Annotated in this window: 16 protein-coding genes; 6 read left to right on the top strand and 10 right to left on the bottom strand. The window is 52.0% G+C overall.

Annotation, left to right across the window (positions count from 1 at the left end):
* Positions 1-72 precede the first annotated feature (72 nt).
* The gene (locus ACGHAD_RS05195; protein WP_390403468.1) at positions 73-1,002 is read right to left on the bottom strand and encodes a hypothetical protein; all 930 of its coding nucleotides are present in this window, start codon (positions 1,000-1,002) and stop codon (positions 73-75) included.
* Positions 1,003-1,527: 525 nt separating this feature from the next.
* On the opposite strand from ACGHAD_RS05195, the gene ACGHAD_RS05190 reads away from it, so the two are divergent.
* The 3 genes from ACGHAD_RS05190 to ACGHAD_RS05180 all read left to right on the top strand — a co-directional run bounded on the left by ACGHAD_RS05190 (position 1,528) and on the right by ACGHAD_RS05180 (position 6,738).
* Positions 1,528-4,581, top strand: a complete 3,054-nt coding sequence (locus ACGHAD_RS05190; RefSeq protein ID WP_382417382.1) for an FAD-binding and (Fe-S)-binding domain-containing protein — start codon at positions 1,528-1,530, stop codon at positions 4,579-4,581.
* Positions 4,582-4,688: 107 nt separating this feature from the next.
* Positions 4,689-5,669: a peptidylprolyl isomerase gene (locus tag ACGHAD_RS05185; protein ID WP_382417323.1), complete on the top strand. Its 981-nt coding sequence runs from the start codon at positions 4,689-4,691 to the stop codon at positions 5,667-5,669.
* Positions 5,670-5,919: 250 nt separating this feature from the next.
* On the top strand, positions 5,920-6,738 hold the full coding sequence (locus ACGHAD_RS05180) for a peptidylprolyl isomerase (RefSeq protein ID WP_382417321.1): 819 nt from the start codon (positions 5,920-5,922) through the stop codon (positions 6,736-6,738).
* Positions 6,739-6,798: 60 nt separating this feature from the next.
* On the opposite strand, the gene ACGHAD_RS05175 is transcribed toward ACGHAD_RS05180, so the two are convergent.
* Together ACGHAD_RS05175 and ACGHAD_RS05170 are read right to left on the bottom strand one after the other, a co-directional pair.
* Positions 6,799-7,158, bottom strand: a complete 360-nt coding sequence (locus ACGHAD_RS05175) for a DUF6164 family protein (protein WP_339617491.1) — start codon at positions 7,156-7,158, stop codon at positions 6,799-6,801.
* Between the two features lie 29 nt (positions 7,159-7,187).
* On the bottom strand, positions 7,188-7,628 hold the full coding sequence (locus ACGHAD_RS05170) for an acyl-CoA thioesterase (RefSeq protein ID WP_339617490.1): 441 nt from the start codon (positions 7,626-7,628) through the stop codon (positions 7,188-7,190).
* Between the two features lie 112 nt (positions 7,629-7,740).
* On the opposite strand from ACGHAD_RS05170, the gene ACGHAD_RS05165 reads away from it, so the two are divergent.
* Both ACGHAD_RS05165 and ACGHAD_RS05160 read left to right on the top strand, forming a co-directional pair.
* Positions 7,741-9,573, top strand: coding sequence for a cation:proton antiporter (locus ACGHAD_RS05165; protein WP_382417318.1), 1,833 nt, complete (start codon positions 7,741-7,743; stop codon positions 9,571-9,573).
* A gap of 105 nt (positions 9,574-9,678) precedes the next feature.
* A complete protein-coding gene (locus tag ACGHAD_RS05160; protein WP_382417316.1) occupies positions 9,679-10,665 on the top strand; it encodes an HAD family hydrolase in 987 nt (328 codons plus the stop codon).
* 117 nt (positions 10,666-10,782) lie between these two features.
* Here the strand turns inward: ACGHAD_RS05160 and ACGHAD_RS05155 are convergent, their stop codons facing one another.
* The 7 genes from ACGHAD_RS05155 to ACGHAD_RS05125 all read right to left on the bottom strand — a co-directional run bounded on the left by ACGHAD_RS05155 (position 10,783) and on the right by ACGHAD_RS05125 (position 19,335).
* A complete protein-coding gene (locus tag ACGHAD_RS05155) occupies positions 10,783-11,877 on the bottom strand; it encodes a hypothetical protein (protein WP_382417314.1) in 1,095 nt (364 codons plus the stop codon).
* Positions 11,878-12,008: 131 nt separating this feature from the next.
* A complete protein-coding gene (locus ACGHAD_RS05150; protein ID WP_382417312.1) occupies positions 12,009-13,658 on the bottom strand; it encodes a VWA domain-containing protein in 1,650 nt (549 codons plus the stop codon).
* The gene (locus ACGHAD_RS05145) at positions 13,655-14,641 is read right to left on the bottom strand and encodes a VWA domain-containing protein (RefSeq protein ID WP_382417310.1); all 987 of its coding nucleotides are present in this window, start codon (positions 14,639-14,641) and stop codon (positions 13,655-13,657) included. Before ACGHAD_RS05145 ends, ACGHAD_RS05150 begins: the two co-directional genes overlap by 4 nt.
* Positions 14,638-15,117: a DUF4381 domain-containing protein gene (locus tag ACGHAD_RS05140; protein ID WP_382417308.1), complete on the bottom strand. Its 480-nt coding sequence runs from the start codon at positions 15,115-15,117 to the stop codon at positions 14,638-14,640. Before ACGHAD_RS05140 ends, ACGHAD_RS05145 begins: the two co-directional genes overlap by 4 nt.
* A gap of 2 nt (positions 15,118-15,119) precedes the next feature.
* Complete coding sequence (locus ACGHAD_RS05135) at positions 15,120-16,067, bottom strand: DUF58 domain-containing protein (protein WP_382417307.1); 948 nt, start codon at positions 16,065-16,067, stop codon at positions 15,120-15,122.
* A gap of 33 nt (positions 16,068-16,100) precedes the next feature.
* The gene (locus ACGHAD_RS05130) at positions 16,101-17,081 is read right to left on the bottom strand and encodes an AAA family ATPase (RefSeq protein ID WP_382417305.1); all 981 of its coding nucleotides are present in this window, start codon (positions 17,079-17,081) and stop codon (positions 16,101-16,103) included.
* A gap of 22 nt (positions 17,082-17,103) precedes the next feature.
* Positions 17,104-19,335 (bottom strand): tetratricopeptide repeat protein, encoded by a 2,232-nt coding sequence (locus tag ACGHAD_RS05125; RefSeq protein ID WP_382417303.1) that lies wholly within the window; start codon positions 19,333-19,335, stop codon positions 17,104-17,106.
* A gap of 381 nt (positions 19,336-19,716) precedes the next feature.
* Between ACGHAD_RS05125 and ACGHAD_RS05120 the strand changes: the two genes are divergently transcribed.
* Entirely contained in the window at positions 19,717-21,288 is a 1,572-nt protein-coding gene (locus ACGHAD_RS05120; RefSeq protein WP_382417301.1) for an arylsulfatase, read from the top strand.
* Positions 21,289-21,315 lie beyond the last annotated feature (27 nt).

Here is a 21,315-nt window from a genome sequence, read left to right as displayed (position 1 = left end):
CGCCCAACCTAAAAAGCCGGATGCACCAAGGGGGGCATCCGGCTTTTTTTGGGTAACGTATCGGATAAAAGCTTACACCAACCCCGCAACTCCATAAGAGGTGACTGCGCACTGGTTGGTGAGCCCGTCGCGTATAGCTTGGGTATAATCTGACACGGTGGGAACCGCGCCCGAGCAAGGCTGCGTATTGTGCAATACATCATCGTACTTCCACAAAAAGCCTCCCGCTAAATTGTACTTACTGACGCTGGCCAGTGACTCGCACACGCCGCCCAAACCAAACGGGCACTCTTGTGGATTTGAATCACTCGCGCCGCGCACCGCCAGCCCGGCCACAATATAAGAGGCGCCCCGCCCTTTGCCCACCACCTGCGACACAGCATTAATCCATGGCTCTAGCTCGTCGAGGTTTTCGGCGCCGCCCGAGTAGCACTGTAAATTCCACCAACTGACCCGGTGGCCTTTATCCCACAAGGTTTGCATATGGCCTTGCCACTCAGTGGGGTTGCGGTAGGGGCAAAAAGTCACCTCAAAGCCCAGTTCAAACAATATCTCGCAAAAATCGGTAATGGTGCTGGCCTTTACCGGCTCCTCGTTATCCAGATCAATGCCGTCAATAACGCATTCGCCATTGAGGGTAAACGCCTCGCGCAGCGTCTGAAAATTGCGCCGCAGTAAATCGCCCATGCCGTGTTCCAGCATATACTCGATAGTCTGAAAGTCACACACGCCCCAGCCACCCATCGAGAGAAAAATCTTACTCACCTGACTGCCGTTTTGTTTCATCTTAAGCAAGTCGCGGGGCCAATCGGCCACCGCAGGATTATTGCCTGGATTAAAGGTATCACCGTTCACGATGCGCACATCGCCATCGTTAAACACCAGCTCCCCCCACGTTTGGCCCGCAATGGCCTTACATTCAAAAGGGTTCACATCCCCCGATCGACCGACATGCAACGACCACAGAATCACCGTTGTTAAACCGCTTTTTTGCACATCCACAATGTGCTTTTTACACCTCCCTGGCCCAAAATCACCACTGCAATAGGCAGCTACATTGACAACACTCATTGTCGTTCTCCGGCAGGAACCAAACCACGACGCTAATACAGCGTGCCGACAGGCGCCATTACAGGGCATTACAGGGCATTACAGGCAAAGGTAAACAAGGGGTTTAGCCCGCGCGAACGAAATATCGGCACGGCCATGCTTAATTATGCGTAAAAATATGGTGCGACCCACATCCGTTTTTTGGTGGGGCTATAGCGACACAAATTTCCGGATATACACCTAAAAAATCATTAAAATTACGCCAATATCACCAAAATGCCGCCATACGCGTTATCCGTACTGCGCGGTCATTAAGAGCAACACAAAAACCTAAGCCTCCAGCAATGGTGCCGCCCTTTTACCAGCTGCATTACGCAAGATTCCAGCGTTTGCATGGTCGGGCGCAAAGCCGCTGGCTCTAAGCGCCCCGACCCCGTAAAATACCGGCATCTACACTCTCTATTGATTCCGAGCCCTATGATCCCCCGTATTCGCGAAACGTCCCCTGTCCAATCGGTTTATTTAGCCTTTATCGAGGCGCTGCAAGATCGCGGCTTTGCCGGCGACCTAAATCCGGATTACGCTAACCGCACGGTGCTAGCGACCGACAACTCGATTTATCAGGTACTGCCCCAGGGCGTGGTGTACCCGCGCAACATAAACGACTTGGTGATCTTGGCCCAGCTCAGTGAGCGCGACGAGTTTAATCAGGTAGTACTTAGCCCACGCGGGGGCGGCACCGGCACCAACGGCCAATCGCTGACTGACGGCTTGGTGGTGGATATCTCCCGCCATATGAACCAGATATTGGAGATTAACGAGGCCGAACGCTGGGTGCGGGTGCAAACCGGGATGGTTAAAGATCAGCTAAACGCCGCGTTAAAACCTTACGGTTTGTTTTTTGCCCCCGAGCTTTCCACCAGTAACCGCGCCACCATCGGCGGCATGATCAACACCGATGCGTCGGGTCAGGGCTCGTGCCTATACGGCAAAACCCGCGACCATGTACTGGAGCTTAAAACCGTATTGCTGGACGGCAGCGTCTGCGACTCGGCCCCCGTGGACGACACGGCGCTTGCAGCCCTGCGCGACCGCACCGACCGGGTGGGCGATGTAGTGCGGCTGGTGGACGATATTCAGCGCCAACACGCTGCGTTAATTGACGCCAAATTCCCCAAGCTCAACCGTTGCCTTACCGGCTACGATTTAGCCCATATCCGCACCGACGAGGGCGAATTTAACCTCAACAGCGTATTGTGCGGCAGCGAGGGCACCTTAGGCTTTATTGCCGAAGCCAAGTTGAATGTTCTGCCCATCCCCAAGTATTCGGCGTTGGTGAATGTTAACTACCGGGATTTTAACGCCGCGCTGCGCGACGCTACCGAGTTGATGAAGGCCGGCCCTACATCGATTGAGACGGTAGACTCTAAGGTGCTGAACCTGGCCATGAACGATATCGTCTGGCACAGCGTGAGCGAGTTCTTCCCGCCGGTACCGGGCGAAGACATTAAAGGCATTAACTTAGTCGAGTACACCGCCGACAGCGACGAGGCCTTAGCCGAGGGCATAAAGCGCCTGACCGATACGCTGGACGCCATGAACGACTCAGTGCGAGAAAGCACCGGCCGTATCGGTTACTCGGTGGCCATGGGCAACGCCGCCGTGGGCAAAATTTGGGGCATGCGCAAAAAAGCCGTCGGGCTTTTAGGCAACGCCAAAGGCGAAGCGCGGCCGATACCCTTTGTTGAGGATACGGCTGTACCGCCCGAACATTTAGCCGATTTTATTTTGGAGTTTCGCGCCTTACTCGACAGCCACAACTTAGCCTACGGCATGTTCGGCCATGTGGACGCCGGTGTGCTGCACGTGCGCCCCGCGATCGACATGAAAGACCCCGAGCAAGAAAAGCTGGTGCGAGTGATATCCGACCAAGTGGCTGACTTAACACAAAAATATCACGGCCTACTGTGGGGCGAGCACGGTAAAGGCGTGCGCTCGGAGTACGCGCCTAAGTTTTTTGGCGAACTGTATCCGCAACTGCAAAAAATCAAAGCCGCGTTTGATCCGTACAACCAGCTAAACCCCGGCAAAATTGCCACGCCCAATGCTGAGATATCGCTATTGAGCATCGACGGTGTCACCACCCGCGGCCAACAAGATCGTAAAATTGCCGTCGAGGTATGGGAAGGCTACGCCGAGGGCATGCACTGCAACGGCAACGGCGCCTGCTTTAACTGGAACCCCAACGATGCCATGTGCCCCTCGTACAAAGCCACCCGCGAGCGTATTCACTCGCCCAAAGGCCGGTCATCGTTAGTGCGCGAGTGGTTAAAACAATTAAGCGAGCGCGAGGTTAACGCGGTGCAAGAGGCAAAAGCCAACCGCGAGCGCAATGCGGTCTTGTCACTGCCGGCGCGCATCAAAAACACCATCAACAAAAAGCGCGGCCAGTACGACTTCTCTCACGAGGTAAACGAATCTATGCAGGGCTGCTTGGCCTGTAAATCCTGCGTTGGTCAGTGCCCCATTAAAGTCGACGTGCCCGAGTTTCGCTCAAAGTTTTTAGAGCTGTATTACGGCCGTTATTTGCGCCCGCTAAAAGATTATTTTATCGGCGCGCTGGAATACATTATGCCCACCATGGTACGAGTACCCTGGTTGTACAACGGCGTCATGAAGCCCAAGATTAGTCAAAAAATGCTAGCCAAAGTAGCCGGTATGGTAGACAGCCCGCTGCTAACCGGCGTCGACTTGGACAAAGCCCTGCGCGATGTAAACGTGCGTTACGCCAGCGCGCAAAACATTGCCACGTTAAACGCCGAACAAAAAGCCAAAACCGTTATTGTGGTACAAGATGCCTTTACCAGTTACTTTGAAACCGAGCTGGTGCTAGACAGCTTAAAGCTGTTAAAAATACTCGGTTTTAATCCCATGCTGGCGCCCTTTAAACCCAACGGTAAGCCGCTGCATGTACACGGGTTTTTAAAGGCCTTTGCCAAAGCCGCCAACAACAACGCCGCCATGCTTAATGCGCTGGCCGGTACGGGTATCTCGCTGGTGGGGCTAGAGCCCTCCATGACACTCGCCTATCGCAGCGAGTATCAAAAAGTGCTGGGCGACAAAGCCCCCAAAGTGGCACTGATCCAAGAGTGGCTGGCCGCGCAAGATTTAACCGAGGCCACCGCACTGTTTGCTAAAAGCGATTACAAACTGCTGGCCCACTGCACCGAAAAAACCAACGCCGCTGCCTCTATTAAAGATTGGCAAACCGTGTATGTGGCCTTGGGGCAAGAGCTAAGCGTGCTTGAGACCGGTTGCTGCGGTATGGCCGGCACCTACGGCCACGAGGCGGCGAACGTGGCAACCTCGAAAAAGATCTTCTCGCAAAGCTGGGAGGCGGTTGTTACCGAGCCGGCCAACAGCGGCAAACTCACCGCCACCGGCTACTCCTGCCGCAGTCAGGTTAAACGCATTCAGGATCAGCGCCTGCCCCACCCCTTGCAGGTGCTGCTCGGTTCCTATCAGGGCTAAATTCACACTGACTATTATTTTTGCAGCGACTCGGACAGGGCTTAGCTCTACCCGAGTCGCTGCATGCGTTAACAAGTTTAACTAAACTATTTAAACGGAGTTACACAATGGGTTATGCATCAAAATTGGCCGGATGTTTTACCTTGGCGACCCTTTTAGGGGTTGGCCTACACAGCCACGCCACTACCGTTCAGTTTCAAACCGTACTGGGAGATTTTGAAGTCGAGCTGTATGATGAGAAGACCCCGATCACCACAGCAAACTTTTTAGAGTATGTTGAGGCCGGCGCCTACACGGACTCTATTTTTCACCGTTTGGATAACGACTTTATCCTTCAAGGTGGCGGCTTTGCGTTTGATATAGAAAACAGTCAAATCGAACGCATTATTCAAAATGATTCTATTAAAAATGAGCCGTTTTTCTCCAACACCCGCGGCACCATCGCCATGGCCAAACTGCCCGGCCAACCGAACAGCGCGACCAGCCAATGGTTTATTAACCTAGAAGATAGCAACGACTTCTTAGACTCAATAGACGGTGGCTTTACGGTCTTTGGCAAGGTAACCGGCGAGGGCATGGATATTGTCGATGATATTGCCGCATTAAAGATCGGCGATTACCGAGCAACCAACAGTGCCTTCAAAGAACTGCCGCTACGTAACGTTAGCAACAGTGATCTAAATAATAAGGTTCCTCTAACAGAGGACAACCTAATGCTGATCAAAAACATTATGGTTCTAGGCACCACCACCGCCTCTAGCGCAAGCTCTACCTCAAGCAGTTCAAGTAGCAGCAGCGCCATTAATGCCAGCAGTTCTGTCAACTTCAACAATTCTACAAGTTCGAGCAGCATTAGTAGCTCTGATACGTCTGTCAGCTCCAGCAGCTCGGTTAGCTCTAGTAGTACCAGTAGCGCTATCGCCTCTGTTAGCTCCAGTAGCGTAGTACCCGCGCCCTCAAACAGCGGTGGCAGCTCCGGTGGTGGCGGTAGCGCCAGCTGGCTGATGCTCGTGGCATTATTGAGTGCCGGTATCGCCCGCAGAATGGGCAGCAAAAAACCGTTACAAGCGACAACCGCCGCACCTTAAAGGCATAGAAAAGCCTCCAGACATCGGCCTCAGATACAGCGACAACGGCTAGCTCACAGCTGTACAAATGGTGGATGGTTTGGAGGCCTCGTTAAGCTCTCGCTAGGATGTGGATAATCACGCATCCTAGCAAACCACTACATTTTCTAACATTTCTCCCATTGGCGCTCTGGTATGGTTTACGCCTTATAAGAGCACCATCGCGTTATAGCGATTTTTAATACTCATAATATTACCGTGGAGATTCACAATGGGTCATTTATCCAAAGCCGCTGCCGGCCTTACCTTGGCAACAGCACTATTGGGCGCCAGCGCCGCCAGCCAAGCCACTATCGTCCAGTTTCAGACGGTTATGGGCGATTTTGAGGTGAACCTTTACGATGAGACCACCCCCGAGACGGTGGCAAACTTTTTGGCGTATGTGGAAGCCGGAGCCTATAGCGATAGCTTTATGCATCGCTCTGTACCTGGATTTATTGTTCAAGGTGGAGGTTTTAGCTTTGACCAGGAAGAAGATAAATTTTCGGTGATTGAGGCCAATGACCCCGTTCAAAACGAGCCGTTGCTATCCAATCAGCGAGGCACTATTGCTGTAGCCAAAACCAACGCAGGCCCTAGTACAGGTACTAATCAGTGGTTTTTTAATCTCGACGATAACAGCGGTAACCTCGACTCCCAAAACGGTGGTTTTACCGTATTTGGCGAAGTAACCGGCAATGGTATGGCTATAATTGATGCAATAGCAGAACTACGAACTGAAGACTTTAGCGCCTCTAGTGCAGCCTTCGCGGAATTTCCGCTGCGTAATTTTACCGATGAGGACCTTGCTAATCAAACGACAATTACTGAAGACCATATCGTTCTGGTACAAAACATCGTCGTTCTCGACGCCGCCGTGGACACCGCGGCCGATTTAGACCCCATGCCCACCACCCGCGATGACAACGAGCCAGACAATGGCGGCAATAACGGTGGCAGTGGCGGCGGTGGCGGCGGTAGTGTCAGCTGGCTGATGTTATTGGGCCTGCTGGGTGCGGGTATCGCGCGCCGCGTTAGCCGCCAGCGTTAATTCAGCGCAAACCTAATGTGATGCTCGGCGGGCTCGAGCCTATTGAGTCAACCGAGCACTTCAGCCAAGTAATAAAGGCAACAACGACAACATAGCGATGGCCGCAATAGCCAGCAGCGTGCCGATTACCACCAACGGCCTTTGGCGCAATTGGCTGGCAAAGGTAGGCGCCGTGCCCTCGGCTAACCGGCGCTCAAAGTCGGCGCGCGACTCTTGGCTAAAATGGTACTGAAACTCTCCGCCAAGCTCCCGCGCCCTTGTTACATCTTTATCATTCACAAGCCATAGGCCATCCACCCCCAAACGCCAGCGGCCGGCCTGAGTGGTATAGCAAGCAATACCCTGGTTTTGTAATAACTCAATAAGCCCGTCGACTTCTTCGGCGCTGGCGCCGGTGGTTCGCATTAATAATTGTGGCAAAGTGCACCTTGCTGGTTTTAAGTTGCTTGCTAAGTTGAAGACTCTATCAGCTTAATTTCGGAGTGTAGCTCGGGCGCTACCAGTGATTTTTGTTGCGAGCGTTTATCCAGCAAGACAATACGGCCCACGCCGGTGGCAACCACCTCGCCCTGCTCATCACTGTAAATTTCGTACTCCTGCGAGAAACCGTGCTCGTGCACCTCGGTGATGGTGCAACCCACTATCAGGCGATCGGGGTAGCGCACCGGCCGGCGGTAACGGCAGGCTGTTTCGGCCAATACCGGTATAATTTGCCCGGTATCAAACACGCCTTTTTGGCTCATACGGCGCATATAGGCAATGCGGGCCGATTCAAAATAACGCAAATACACCACATTATTCACGTGGCCAAAAGCATCCATCTCACCCCATTGCACATCGATTTCGATGGTTACCGGAAAACTACCTAAAAAATCTTCGCGATCGGTCACGGACAACTCCTTCTTTGTTGATGCGTAGTGATGCCTTTCGCCATTTTAGACGCTATCGGCTATGATGAGTAGCCAAGAGACAATCGATCACCGCACACCCCAAGGATGTTTTATGCACGACTCAGCCATGGCAATTGCCATTATCGGAATTGCCGCGCTCGCCTGCCAGTGGGGCGCCTGGAAAGCCCGCCTGCCAGCCATCTTGTTTTTACTGATTGCTGGCCTAATTTTAGGCCCCGGTCTTGGCTGGCTAAATCCCGACGAGATTTTTGGCGAACTGCTGTTTCCGCTGGTATCTCTTGCGGTGGCGGTCATTCTGTTTGAGGGCAGCTTAACCCTTAACTTTCAAGAGTTGGGCAGCACCAGCAAAGTTGTGCAACGGATGATTACCGTGGCTGCGCCCGTCACTTGGCTCATTGTCGCCATTACCGCCCACGAACTGTTCGGCCTTAGCTGGCAACTGTCGATTCTGTTTGGCGCGCTGATGGTGGTGACCGGCCCCACCGTCGTCACCCCACTACTACGCACCGTACGCCCATCCGAGAAAGTCGCCAACATTTTGCGCTGGGAGGGCATTATCATCGACCCAATCGGCGCCCTGCTGGTGGTTGTGGTGTACGAGTTTATCGTGACCCAAAGTGGCGCCAAAGCTTTCAGCCAGAGCCTACTACTGTTTTTAGAGATCATCGTCGTGGGCCTTGCCGGTGGCGCCGCGGCAGGCTACGCATTAGGCAAAATCTTAGCACGACGCCGCTTGCCCGAATATCTACAAAACCTCGCCACCTTAAGCCTAGTATTTATGGTGTTTACGCTTTGTAACCACCTAGCACACGAGTCCGGCCTGCTGGGCGTCACCGTCATGGGAATGTGGCTGGGTAATATGCGCGGGGTGCATATTCACAACATCCTTAATTTTAAAGAAAACCTTACCATTTTATTTATCTCCGGGCTGTTTATTATCCTAGCGGCGCGCCTGCCGCTAGAGCAACTGATCGGGATTATGACCATCCCGTGCCTGTTACTGCTACTCGTCATCCAGTTTATTGCGCGGCCAATCTCGGTGGCGCTGGCAACTTTCAGGTCGAACATTAAAATTCGCGAACGGGTGTTGCTGGGCTGGATCGCGCCGCGAGGTATTGTCGCGGCCGCCGTATCGGCCCTGTTTGCGTTACGTTTAGCCGAGAGCGGTGTCGAAGACGCCGACCTTTTAGTGCCGCTAACCTTTGCTGTTATTTTAGGCACTGTGGTGTTTCAAAGCGCCACCTCCCGGCCTTTGGCCAAGCTACTGGGCATTGTCGAACCAGAGCCTCGCGGCGTATTGATACAAGGCGCCAATCAAGTGGCGCGCAGCATTGGCAAGGCTCTGCAACAGCAAGATTTACCGGTGGTGGTGTGCGATTCCAACTGGGACAACATTCGCCTGGCAAGGATGGCAGGGCTTAAAACCTTTTACGGCAACCCGGTATCTGAGTTTGCCACCCAACGCTTAGAGCTAACCGGCATTGGCAACCTGATTGCGCTCTCCCCGCTGCGCGAGCTCAATGTAATTGCCGGAATGCACTTTCGCAGTGAGTTTGGCGAGCGGCACATCTTCTCGATCCGCACCAGCGCCGACAACAACAAAGCCGAAAAACACCAAGTGGCCTCGACCTTAAAAGGCGCTCCATTGTTTAGCGAGGATTTAACCTACGCCAAGCTCGCCAGCTTGATTGGCAGCGGCGCCGAAATCAGAGCCACCCGACTCACCGAAGAATTTACGATGGAAGAGTTCCGCCGTCAGGGCGGGTCGCAGTTGTTATTTGCCGTGACCGATAAAGGCAAGCTTAAACCGTTTATTGCGGGTGAAACCCTAGAACCGGCAAAAGACTGGGTGCTTCTCAGCCTGATTCGCGAACCCAAACCAAAGATTCGCGAGAACAACGACGAGCAGCCTGACCTACCATAATGTTCCACGAGACAAATATTGGTTAACATTTAGCAAAGATTCCGGCACCCGCTATACTGCTAAGAGCCTATTTTAGTTATTGGACCTAGCAGCGAGGGATTGAACATGTCCGTAAACGTAAAGTTATTGTTAACAGGGCTGCTTGCTTGCAGCATGGCACTGCAAGCAACTGCCGACCCACTACCATCTTGGAACGACACCCATGCCAAAACGGCAATTGTTGAATATGTTGCTAGCGTCACTGACCCCACCAGCGAGCAGTTTGTACCCGTCGCCGCCCGTATCGCCGTATTTGATAACGACGGCACTTTGTGGAGTGAGCAACCGGTATATTTTCAGTTAACCTACGCCCTCGATACGCTCAAAGAGAAAGCCAAAAAAGATCCAAGCCTCATTAACTCACCCGCCCTAAAAGCGGCCGCTGCAGGCGACTTAAAAACACTTATGGCCGGCGGTATGTCGGGCCTGCAGGAGGTCATCAACGCCTCTCACTCTGACATGAGCGTAATGGCGTTTCAGCAAAGCGTAAAACAATGGCTCGCCACCGCTCGTCACCCCAAAACCAACATGCGTTACGACGCCATGATCTATCAGCCTATGCTGGAGTTGTTAAGCTATCTGCGGGACAACAGCTTTACCACCTACATAGTATCGGGCGGCGGACAACAGTTTATTCGCGCATTCTCCGAAAAAGCCTACGGGATTCCGCCTCAGCAGGTTATCGGCACGGCTCTGCACGCCCAATACGAGCTGATCGATGGCAAACCGCAAATCACCAAAAAGCCTGACGTTAGCTTTCTGGACGATGGCCCAGGCAAACCGGTGGGGATAGCAACCGTTATTGGCAAAAAGCCGATTTTTGTCGGAGGCAACTCGGATGGTGACTTTGAGATGCTCGAGTGGGGCAGCTCTAACGAGCTGCCCAGTTTTGGGCTGATTGTGCATCACACCGACGCCAAGCGTGAATTCGCTTACGATCGCGATAGCCACATTGGCAAACTAGATAAAGGGTTGAAACAGGCATCCAGCCGTGGCTGGCTAGTGGTAGACATGAAAGAAGATTGGGCTAAAGTTTACCCTAAAACCCCATAACCAAAACGCTGCGAACTGGCGAAATGTCATTTGCCGGTTCGCAGCGCTGAGTTAACCGCCCCGCTTTATCACCCACCTCACGGTTCCGTGACAGCTCACCAGCAACCACCTATAACCTTAAGGGTTAAGCGGCATCAAACGTTGTTGACGATTCGCCAGTATTTGCTGCAACATTTTGCGGTGCTGACGCAAACGCCGATCTAGATGGGTACCGACAGGCTGCGCCAAATAAATCGCCGCCTCTACCTCTAACACCACATCACGATACTCGTTCCGCGCCTCAGGTGAAGACTGGTAGGCCGAACGCCAAAAGCACCGCCAGTGCTCCAACTCAGTGAGTAAAACCCGGCTTGGAGTGTGGCTTAAAGACAATAGCTGACGAAACTTTACCGGCTCACTGCGCCGATAAAGCTGCCATTTAGGCCAGAGCAACCAAGCAATGCCCAGCAACGCCAACAACCCAACCAGAGCAACCAGCAGCGGCCACAACCAGGCAAACCGACTGGGGCTGGCAACCACCACAAACGACTGCCCTTTTACCGAGACGGTGCGTACCGTTGCGCTGCTCAGGTCGTAATAGCGAATAGCGATATCCGGCAGTACCACTTGCCCTGCATCAGCAACAACCAACTCCTGAGTATCGACCCGGGTGCCAGAGACTTGCCCCTTCGCGGAGTCATACCGGTCACTAACCTGGGGGCTCTGGAGGTAGGACTGTAGACTATAGCTATTGGCTTGCTGCAATAGCGGCGGTACAAATAACGCCGAGGTACCCGTGATGGTTGCCGTTACTTGTCGGTTAAAGCTTTGCCCCACAACCACCGGCTGATCAATATTCATCTCTTGGCTAAGAGTAAGATCCTGCGCGATGATAAGTGGCTTTAACGAGGCGGCTGCGGCCGGCACCACCGCGTTAAAGCTTACCGGATCGGGTGTTACCTGTAAGGTAAGTTTTTTTTGATCAGAACCTAAGTAGTGCAACGTTAGGGTGGGCAGATCCAGCTGGTAGTTTCCGCCAGTCATAGGGATTAACGTGTACTCTTTAATCACGCCCGACCAAGTCGATGCCCCTACCCGCTCGGAAGTAGGGTAAGAGCTTTTATCAACGCTAACGCTAATAACATTAAGCGCTTCCACCTCATCAAAATAAACGGGCTTGGTAAACCACGTGGGCACCAGCACTTTAACCCGCACCACAACTGGCTCACCCACCGTTACCTCCGGGTGATTCACACTGCTGGATAAAGCGGGGACGGGTTGAGCGGGTTTACCATCATTGGCAGGTTGAGGCGCCGCCCAACTTAAACTTACCGAGCATAAACTTAAGAGCAGAATGCATCGCCTCATGGCGCTTCCCCCACAGATTGTCCGTTTGTTCTGGATTGCGTGGTGGCGGTGTTACCAGAGGCAGCTTCAGTGGCGAACTTTGCCGTTAAGAAATCACTCATATCGGATTCGACACTGCGCATCCACTGATCTTTGGCGTCTTCGCTCAAAGTGTCAGTGACTTGATAGTCCTGAGATTCAGCGCCAGCATCCTCACTAACCTTTTTAACATCGACATCTGTCGTAACGCTCTGCTCAAGATCGACATTACCACCTTGATCCAATAAGCTTTGCAACACCGCCTCGACTAGCGCCAAATTGCGCGCGGCTTTGCTATGGTCCGGCTGTTGTTGCAACACTTGTTTGTACCCCGCGATAGCGGCCTCGTACTGGTGCCCCTTAAACAATGCATTGGCGCGGTTATACAAACCGTCGGTCGTGCCTACGGTGGCAAAGATTTGCGCCGAGTGGGTGTAATCACCATAGGCATAAAGTGCCGCGCCCTTCCACATAGGGTCATCAAACAACCCAGCGGCCTTTTTATAGGCTTTGTTGTTGTAGGCAATCATGCCTTGTTGATCCCGACTTAAAAACCAATCAAGTACTTCAGCCTCACTGGCGGGGCTATAAGCCAACGTCCCGAGTAAACCGACAACCGCCAAATGAGTAACGCCATGCGGTAAACGCCGCTTTGGCTGATTATCTCGCGAGATAAAACCGCGCCTAAACCACAGAACGGCAAATGCCACCAAGGGCCAAACAAAGTACCAGGTCATCTCGCGCAACGGTGTATCACGATCAGCGCTTTGCCACTCGCGATAACGCTCGCTGGCTGCACGGTCGATTTCGACCAGATCTTGTGAGTTGAGGGTCACCTTCTGCACATCCACTTGCTGCAAACGACCGGCCGTAGAGTCATCCAAAGAAAACGTTTTTACCGCCCCGCCGGGCTCGGACAAGATGCTGCCATCATCGGTAACGATAACCCCACCTTTCGTGGTAGCAAACTGCCACCAGACAAAAGGATTGGCCAATTTATTAAGGGCCGACACTTGGGCGTGCTCAATGCCATCGGCCGCAAGCACAATCGCCCCGCCACCGGTTTTTTCAAGCTCGCGCTGCGCACTGGCAATCGCCGACACCACCGCATCACCAGCCCCGCTAGGCATCACATCAGGGTTTAAAGCTTCAATAAACGGTAAAAACACATTGTTGTCTTCCGTCATCGGTAACACTTTATGACTGGTGACGTCGTAAACAATGAGTGCGGTTTTAGCCCCGGCGCGGTACTGCAGTAAATCACGAATCTTTTGCTTAGCGCGATCCAGCCTTGTAGGCAAGATATCATTGGCCAGCATGCTTTGACTCACTTTAAGGACCACGACAACCGGTGGTTTGTGGTTCGCATCACTTGCAACACGTTGCCACGCGGGCCCTGCGGCCGCAATCGCCAAAAGCAAACTAAAACCAAACACTAGGTCAATGGGTTTTAATTTATCGCGCATACGCTGTTTAGGTGTCAAAGCTGCCACTAAATGCGGTGCTATAACCTCATTCGAGCGATGCCGCCCGCCCAGTGCACGCCGAGACAACCAATACAAAAGCCCAAACACGACAATAAACAGTAACAACCAAGGGCGCAGAAAGTGAAGTCCAAACAAACTCATGCCAAAGCCCTCGCCTTATGAGCACTCGCCCACAATCTGAGCATTGCCACTAACAGCACCAACAATGCTAACGCAAGCGGCCAGTGCACCAAGGACGTTTCTTGCCGGGTAACGGGTAGGTCACTTTCTACAGCGGCAACTTTATCGATTTCTTGGTAAACGTTTGTTAGGGCATCGGAATCCTCAGCGGAATAAAAATCGCCACCAGTGGTCGCGGCGATTTTTCGCAAGGTATCAAAATCGACACGGTACTGGCCCTCACCGTTTTCATCCCCGATACCGATGGTAAACACTTTTAGCCCCTCTTGACTCGCCACATGGGCGGCATTGCTGGGCGACATGCGCGATCCGGTGTCCGCCCCGTCAGTCAGAAGAATCAATATTTTGTCCGTCACCTGGGACGACTCGAAATGTTTGATCGCAAGCCCTATGGCATCACCAATAGCCGTGTGGGGGCCGGCCATTGAAACACTGGTGTCATTTAATAATTGCTCTGCACTGGCCAGGTCCCGGGTAAAAGGCGCCTGCAAGTACGCGCGGGAACCAAACACGATTAAACCAATGCGGTCATTCTGTCGCTCGGCAATATATTGCGACACCACGCCTTTTACAGCATCTAAGCGCCCAATTAACTCGCCGGACTGATCGGGAAAATCACGCTCTTCCATAGAGCCGGATAAATCAATCGCCAACATTATGTCTCGCGTGATGATTTGTTCAGTAACCGGCTCCCCCAATGCCACAGGCTTAGCAAGGGCGGCCACCAGAGCGCCCCACACGAGTGCCGCCAATAAAACATCTAATACACCTTTGCGATACACCTGACTACCAGCGGCAACTTTTGCGCCACTGGCCTCGGCCGCCAAAGAAAAAAAGGGGATGCGTACTGCCAGCGTTTTTTGTCTAAACGCAGGAAGCAAAAAGTACAGCAATAACGGCAAAGGAAGAAGACACAGTAGCCATAAGTGCTTAAACACAATCATAATGCCACCTTAAAGCCAGTTAGCCAGTCAATGGCTTGTTGCTTAAGCTGAAGGCGATCAAAACCTTCCTTTTCAGGGTTGCCTTTTTGCAACTGATTAAAGTCAGGAAGGTCCGGGCCACTGGGGTAGTGGCGATTTAAAAACTCAGTCCAATGGCTACCGGTTAAAGAGGCCACTTGCTGGCGAGGAAACTCAGTTAAGGCGCAGCGTTTTAAAATAGCACTGACTTGCCACGGACTAAAATCCTCTGGCAACGAATTAATTTCGGTGATGGCGTAATAGCGATAGCGATTTTGATAGCGGCGATAAAACTTCCACCCAATGGCGATGGCGACAATACCAAGGATTAGCGCTAACAGCACCCACCAACCGGGTCCCTCGGGAATTTTCGCCACTGGACTTGCAGCCACTAAAGGCTCCATTCTGTCGTACAGCTGGTAAAGCTCTAGTTTTTGCAGCTCTTCCTGGCTCTCCATGACTACCTCCGCACCGCAAAAGCTTGCATAAACTGACTCAAAGTATCGGCAGCGGTGTTTAACTCTAACACGGTAATGTTTAATTGCTCTTGCCAGTTTAAAACCGTCGCCCGCCGGTTAGAAAAGCTCTTCTGTAAGGTTTGCTGCGTGACATCGCGGCGGGTATCCAGTGTCATTTGCTTTTCACCGTCACTGACCGGCAACTGAACCCCCGCCGGCACCTGCAGTGAGATAGGGTCGCTCACCAGTGCCAAAACCACATCATTATGGGCCGCCATCTGGCTTAGATACTGCTCGGTGGCTTCGTCAATTTCAGCAAAGTCACTGATCACGATTATCAGCTGATCATGCCGAACAAGCCGCGCGGCGGCCTCCAGCGGATGATTTAAGTGCATTTTTTTCTTTGGTGTGGCTAAATTGCTATTAAGTTGAAGGTTTAAATCACTCAACTCACGCACAATTTGCTCGACCATTTGTACTCGTTTACTGGGCTTGAACGACTTAACCTCGGTGTCGTTAAACAGCACTGCACCAACACGATCACCTTGCGCAAATATACGATAAGCGCAAATTGCCGCCGCCTCACTGGCCGTCACCGACTTCATATTACGTTTAGTACCAAAAAACATATTGATACGCTGATCGACAATCAATACCGCCGAGCGGTCTTTTTCTTCGGCGTAAACGCGCACATGGGGTACACCCGTACGGGCGGTAACGCGCCAATCGATAGTGCGAATATCATCGCCGATACGGTAATCGCGTAGCTCTTCAAAGCTTAACCCACGCCCGCGAATACGTGAGCCGTGGCGTCCGGACAAAATACTTTTGCTATTATGCCGGGGCAAAAAATTCAACTTTCGTGCTTGTCTTTGCAAGCCTTTTAGGTGGGAAAAGTCTGTGTAAATACGCGTATCTAATGTCGTATTGGTTTCGGCTTGATCCTTCATATGGCCATCCGCTTTGGGGTTATACAGACACAGTTACGGCAGTGCCACCAGCTCGATCATTTTTGCAATAACCGCTTCGGCGTTTACACCGGCGCCTTGGGCTTGATAGCTTAAGGCCAAGCGGTGGCGCAGCACATCGGGGGCAATCGCTCGAATATCCTCTGGCAGCACCTGCCCCCGGCCATTCAACCAAGCATGGGTACGCGCGCACTTATCCAACGCAATTGAGGCCCGTGGCGAGGCGCCGATATCAATCCAACGGGCGAGCTCGGCATCGTACTTTTCTGGGGTTCGGCTGGCGTACACCAAGTCAGCCATGTAACGGGCCATCGCGGCATCGACCTCTACGGCCGCGATCTCGTTACGGGCGGCAAATATATCGTCGGCACTGGTAAGCTCGACGGGCTCGTGAGGTTTTTTAACGCCCTGTTGGGCTTGCTCTTCGAGGCGTACCAGCTCAATGACTTTGACCTCGTCTTCTACCGTTGGGTAGTCGACGTTGACCTTCATCAAAAAACGGTCCATCTGCGCCTCAGGCAACGGGTAGGTACCCTCTTGCTCTACAGGGTTTTGTGTCGCCAACACCATAAACAGAGGGTCCATTTTATGGCTTTTACCGGCTACCGTAATCTGGCGCTCTTCCATTGCCTCTAGCAGAGCTGATTGGACTTTAGCGGGCGCTCGGTTAATTTCATCGGCCAACACAATGTTGGCAAAAATTGGACCCGGATCAAAGCGAAACTCGCCGCCGCTGTCGTTTTGATAAAACACCTCAGAGCCGGTAATGTCTGAGGGAAGCAAGTCAGGAGTAAACTGTACCCGACTAAACTTACTGTCTAGGTTTTTGGCCAGCGCTTTAATAGCACGGGTTTTTGCAAGCCCCGGTAAACCTTCAATCAACAAATTACCATTGGCCAGCAAGCCAATCAGTAAACGCTCCACGACCGTTTCCTGGCCAATGATGCTGGCCGACATACGCGCTTTCAGTGCATTGATTTCGTCCAATCCTTTCATCGTTTACTCCCTTCACAGGCGGTTAGGGCTGATTTGTTTTAAGCGTTTTAATCTGTTCAATCATCTGGCTAATTTTCTCGTTTCCGGGGACCAGTTCAGCTAATTTTTTGGCGTATAAAAGCGCTTTATCATACTGTTTAGCACCAATGTACAGCTGAGACAAACTATAGCTTATATCTGGGTTGTTTGGCGTCAACTCATAAGCCCGGCGCAATTGCACCAGCGCATCGTTATAGCGCTGACGATCTTGCAACAACAGTGCATAAGTATAGATGAAGCTGGCGTTAGTGGAGCCGTAAGTAACCGCATTTTGCATGTGGGCGATTGCTTGGTCCTTTTTGCCCTGCCGCACCAAGCTCATCGCCAATGCGTAGTGCGCGGCCGAGGCTTCGCGGTTAACCGCAAGTGCCTGCTTAAGCGTTTCTTGCACCTTAGCTTCATTACCGCGGATGCGATAAATATCGGCCAAGTTCACATAAGCGGGAATAAACACCGGCTCTACGTCAATCGCGTCGCGATAATGGTTCTCGGCATTTTTAATCATGCCAAGCTCTTGCGCCAGGTTGCCAAGGTTAGTGTGAGAGAACCCTCGCTCGGCCTGATAATGCTGTACCTGGCGATACTCATCTAGTGCCGCGTTAAGTCGCGCTTCGTCCGCCTTGCTTAGCGCCGTCTCTGGCGGCTGCGTTAACATGGCGGTTAAGGTTCGCGCCGCTTCAACGCGAATAGGCGCATGAGTATCATCCAGCAAGCTATTAAGCATGCGCCAACGGTCAGTCACTGGGTAAGCGGATGCCGCGGTAATGGCCGCTTGGCGTTTTATCGGGTCTTGATCGCGCACAGACCGCATGATAGCGACAACCGCATTTTGCCCCGGGGTTTGCTCCATACGTGCCAGTGCAGAGGCGCGCACAATATCGGGGTAGCTAACATTCTGCGCGATGCGGGTTAGCTTAGCATCGGCATTAGGCTCCTGGGTATCGGCAGCAAAGAACGCTTGGGCAAAATGTTCGGAGCCTAAACGATTAGCGTTTGGGTGCCATTGTTCGATCTGCTTTTTGGCCCATGCAGGCGACTGATCTTGGTGACAGCCGTTACACGCATTGGGCACACCGGTCTGCTGAGTTAAGTCTGGGCGCGGTACTTTAAAACTGTGATCGCGCCGGGCATCAACTTGCATATAAACCGTTGCGGGCATATGACAATCGACGCAGTAGCTTCCGGTGGTCTCTAGTTTATGGCCATGATGTTTTGTCGACTCAAATGTTTCAGCACTATGACACTGGGTACAGGTTTTGTTTTCGGGCAACTTTAATTCACCTGAGTGCGGATTATGGCAGTTGCTACAAGTGACGCCAGCTGCAAACATTTTACTTTGCATAAAGGAGCCCCAAACGTAATCTTCATCCAAGATCTGACCATCGGCATGATATAGCTCAGGGGTAAGTAGCGATGGCTGATAATGCTCAAAAAACTCGTGGGGCGCACCGCGATCACTGGTTTGCGAACGGCGAGAGTGACAGCTGGCACACACCTCGATTTGCTTAGAGGGTTTAATTTCGGCAATGGCCCGCATTAAACCTTCGTCGTTCTCGCGAAACAGCGGCGTTTTTGCACCAATGTAGTGCTCATAGCCTTTGTTACGAACGTCTTTATCACCTGCGGCCCAAGCAAGGTGCTTATCGGCATTGCCGTGACACGCAGCGCAACTAACATTGATGGCATCATAACTCGACTTAAACGTGTTACTGTCAAGGTCAAAACCTTTCACAAAATTAGTCGAGTGGCAGTCGGCGCACATTTGGTTCCAGTTCTGCCCCATTTGCGACCAGTGAAATTCATCGTGAGGTTTTTGCTCGGGATGCAATACAAACCAACGTTGTCCGCCTTCCGTTTTTGCTCTGGTATCCCACGCAAACGGAAAAAACTGCAACTTTCCTGGCGCCATTTCAAACATGTATTGCTGCAGCGGTTCGTAACCAAAATAGTTTACGACCGGGTACGGGGTCATTTCACCCTTAAGGTTAGGCATGGCAATAAACAACGCACTTCCCTCGTGGTAAAAACGCGCTTGCTCACCCTGATACTCGATAGTTTGATTAGAAAAGTCGCCCCGAACAGAGTCTAGGGTAGCCTCTCCCATGGCATGAAAATGGTGAGAGCCCTGCCAATCGTTCACCTGCTGCTGATGGCAGTTTGCGCACGCGGCCTCATCCGCCAGACAAAAAGGGCTGAACAAACTAACCAGTATCATCCCCCACCAAGTACTCCTCAGCCAAAACCTTTCTTTTTTTTCAGCGTGTTCCTTGCCTGTCACTTAAAACCTCACTCTGCCAATCACTCGACCTTAACGGCGCATAAAATTACGTTCGAGTTATTACAATATTGTTATAAACCCTTTTGCTTTTATAGGAATAATAGAGGTAGATATAGTGATTGTATAGCGATACTAATGTTCTTCATTTTTAGTCCCCAACAATTTAATTATTTATTTGGCAGATTTGATACCAGCGTCTAAGCTTTTTAAGCGGTTCTCATAACGGCTACCCAAAAAGACGTTCGAGGAGTGCCACAGTTGTATGCATTTATATGGCGACCTGAATTGGTAATATCCAGGACTTAAAGGAGTAACATCGTGTCCATCATACATTCAAAGTGGAAAAAGCTTGTGGCTTTAGCGGCGCTCACCGTCGGCACCAGTGCCGCGCACGCCGCTGACAAACCTAACATTCTTGTTATCTGGGGGGATGATATTGGCGTGCACAACGTCAGTGCTTACAATCACGGGATTATGGGTTACCAAACTCCCAATATTGATCGGATTGCCAACGAAGGCGCCATGTTCACCGACGCTTACGCTCAGCAATCGTGCACCGCCGGTCGCGCGTCCTTTATTTTGGGGCAGCACCCTTTCCGTACTGGTCTATTAACCATTGGTATGCCCGGCTCTGATCACGGCATTCCAGACTGGACCCCCACCATTGGTGACATCCTTAAAGAACAAGGCTACACCACTGGCCAGTTCGGTAAAAACCACTTAGGTGATAAAGACAAGCACCTGCCTACCAACCACGGCTTTGATGAGTTCTTTGGCAACTTGTATCACCTAAACGCCGAAGAAGAACCAGAGAGCTACTACTACCCCAAAGACCCTGAGTTTCGTAAGAAATTTGGCCCTCGCGGTGTGATTCACTCGACTGCCGATGGCAAAATTGAAGATACCGGCCCGCTGACCAAAAAGCGCATGGAAACTGTCGACTCAGAGTTTTTGACCGCAGCGTTGGACTTTATGGAGCGCGCAGTTGATCAAGACAAGCCCTTCTTCGTGTGGATGAATACCACCCGCATGCACGTTTGGACTCACCTGAAACCCGAGTCTGATGGCGTAACCGGCGTTGGTTTATACGCTGATGGTATGGTGGAGCACGATAAGTCTGTGGGTGTGTTGCTCGACAAGTTAGACGAGCTAAAAATTGCCGACAACACCATTGTGGTTTATTCCACCGATAATGGCGCCGAGACAGTGACTTGGCCCGATGGCGGCACCACCCCCTTTCACGGCGAGAAAGGTACCACGTGGGAAGGTGGCCACCGTGTGCCGATGCTGGTGCGCTGGCCTGGTGTAGTTAAGCCAAACACTAAGTACAACGATATTATCTCGCAAGAAGACTGGATGCCTACCTTTGCAGCGGCGGCGGGTGAGCCAGACTTGGTGAACAAGCTGAAAAAAGGCTACCGTGCTAACGGTACCAAATGGCGTATCCACCCAGACGGCTACAACTTTTTACCTTACTTTAAAGGTGAAGCCGAAGCCCCACGGGACGAGATTTTCTACTTTGGTGCAACGGGCGAGCTAAACGCCGTGCGCTACCAAGATTGGAAAATCCACTTCGCTACATTGGAAGGCGACATCACCACCGCAACTCGCTTTACGCCAGCTTGGCCTTTGGTAATCAACCTGCGCGCCGATCCATACCAGAAAGGCGCATTGGAGTCTGAGATGTACCTGAAGTGGTACGCCGAGAACACCATGTGGACGTTTGTCCCGATCCAGGCTGAGGCCATGAAGTTCTTAAAAACTATTCCGGAGTACCCATTCCAGAGTGGTTCGAGCTTAAACCTGAGCAACATCAGCTACAAAACCTTCGAAATGAAAGACGCGATGGAGCGTTTACAAAAACTGGAAACCACCACGCCGCGTAACTAGCGCGAGCCGTTAAAAAAGCCCCGGTTT

It is taken from the genome of Gilvimarinus japonicus, assembly GCF_042847215.1.
In the GTDB taxonomy this organism is placed as follows: Bacteria; Pseudomonadota; Gammaproteobacteria; order Pseudomonadales; family Cellvibrionaceae; genus Gilvimarinus; species Gilvimarinus japonicus.
This window is presented reverse-complemented; position numbering and strand designations above follow the sequence as displayed.

Coding starts and splice junctions, on each gene's coding strand:
- ACGHAD_RS05190 (WP_382417382.1), top strand. CDS start 1,528: ATGATCCCCCGTATTCGCGAAACGTCCCCTGTCCAATCGGTTTATTTA.
- ACGHAD_RS05185 (WP_382417323.1), top strand. CDS start 4,689: ATGGGTTATGCATCAAAATTGGCCGGATGTTTTACCTTGGCGACCCTT.
- ACGHAD_RS05180 (WP_382417321.1), top strand. CDS start 5,920: ATGGGTCATTTATCCAAAGCCGCTGCCGGCCTTACCTTGGCAACAGCA.
- ACGHAD_RS05165 (WP_382417318.1), top strand. CDS start 7,741: ATGCACGACTCAGCCATGGCAATTGCCATTATCGGAATTGCCGCGCTC.
- ACGHAD_RS05160 (WP_382417316.1), top strand. CDS start 9,679: ATGTCCGTAAACGTAAAGTTATTGTTAACAGGGCTGCTTGCTTGCAGC.
- ACGHAD_RS05150 (WP_382417312.1), bottom strand. CDS start 13,658: ATGAGTTTGTTTGGACTTCACTTTCTGCGCCCTTGGTTGTTACTGTTT.
- ACGHAD_RS05145 (WP_382417310.1), bottom strand. CDS start 14,641: ATGATTGTGTTTAAGCACTTATGGCTACTGTGTCTTCTTCCTTTGCCG.
- ACGHAD_RS05140 (WP_382417308.1), bottom strand. CDS start 15,117: ATGGAGAGCCAGGAAGAGCTGCAAAAACTAGAGCTTTACCAGCTGTAC.
- ACGHAD_RS05135 (WP_382417307.1), bottom strand. CDS start 16,067: ATGAAGGATCAAGCCGAAACCAATACGACATTAGATACGCGTATTTAC.
- ACGHAD_RS05130 (WP_382417305.1), bottom strand. CDS start 17,081: ATGAAAGGATTGGACGAAATCAATGCACTGAAAGCGCGTATGTCGGCC.
- ACGHAD_RS05125 (WP_382417303.1), bottom strand. CDS start 19,335: ATGATACTGGTTAGTTTGTTCAGCCCTTTTTGTCTGGCGGATGAGGCC.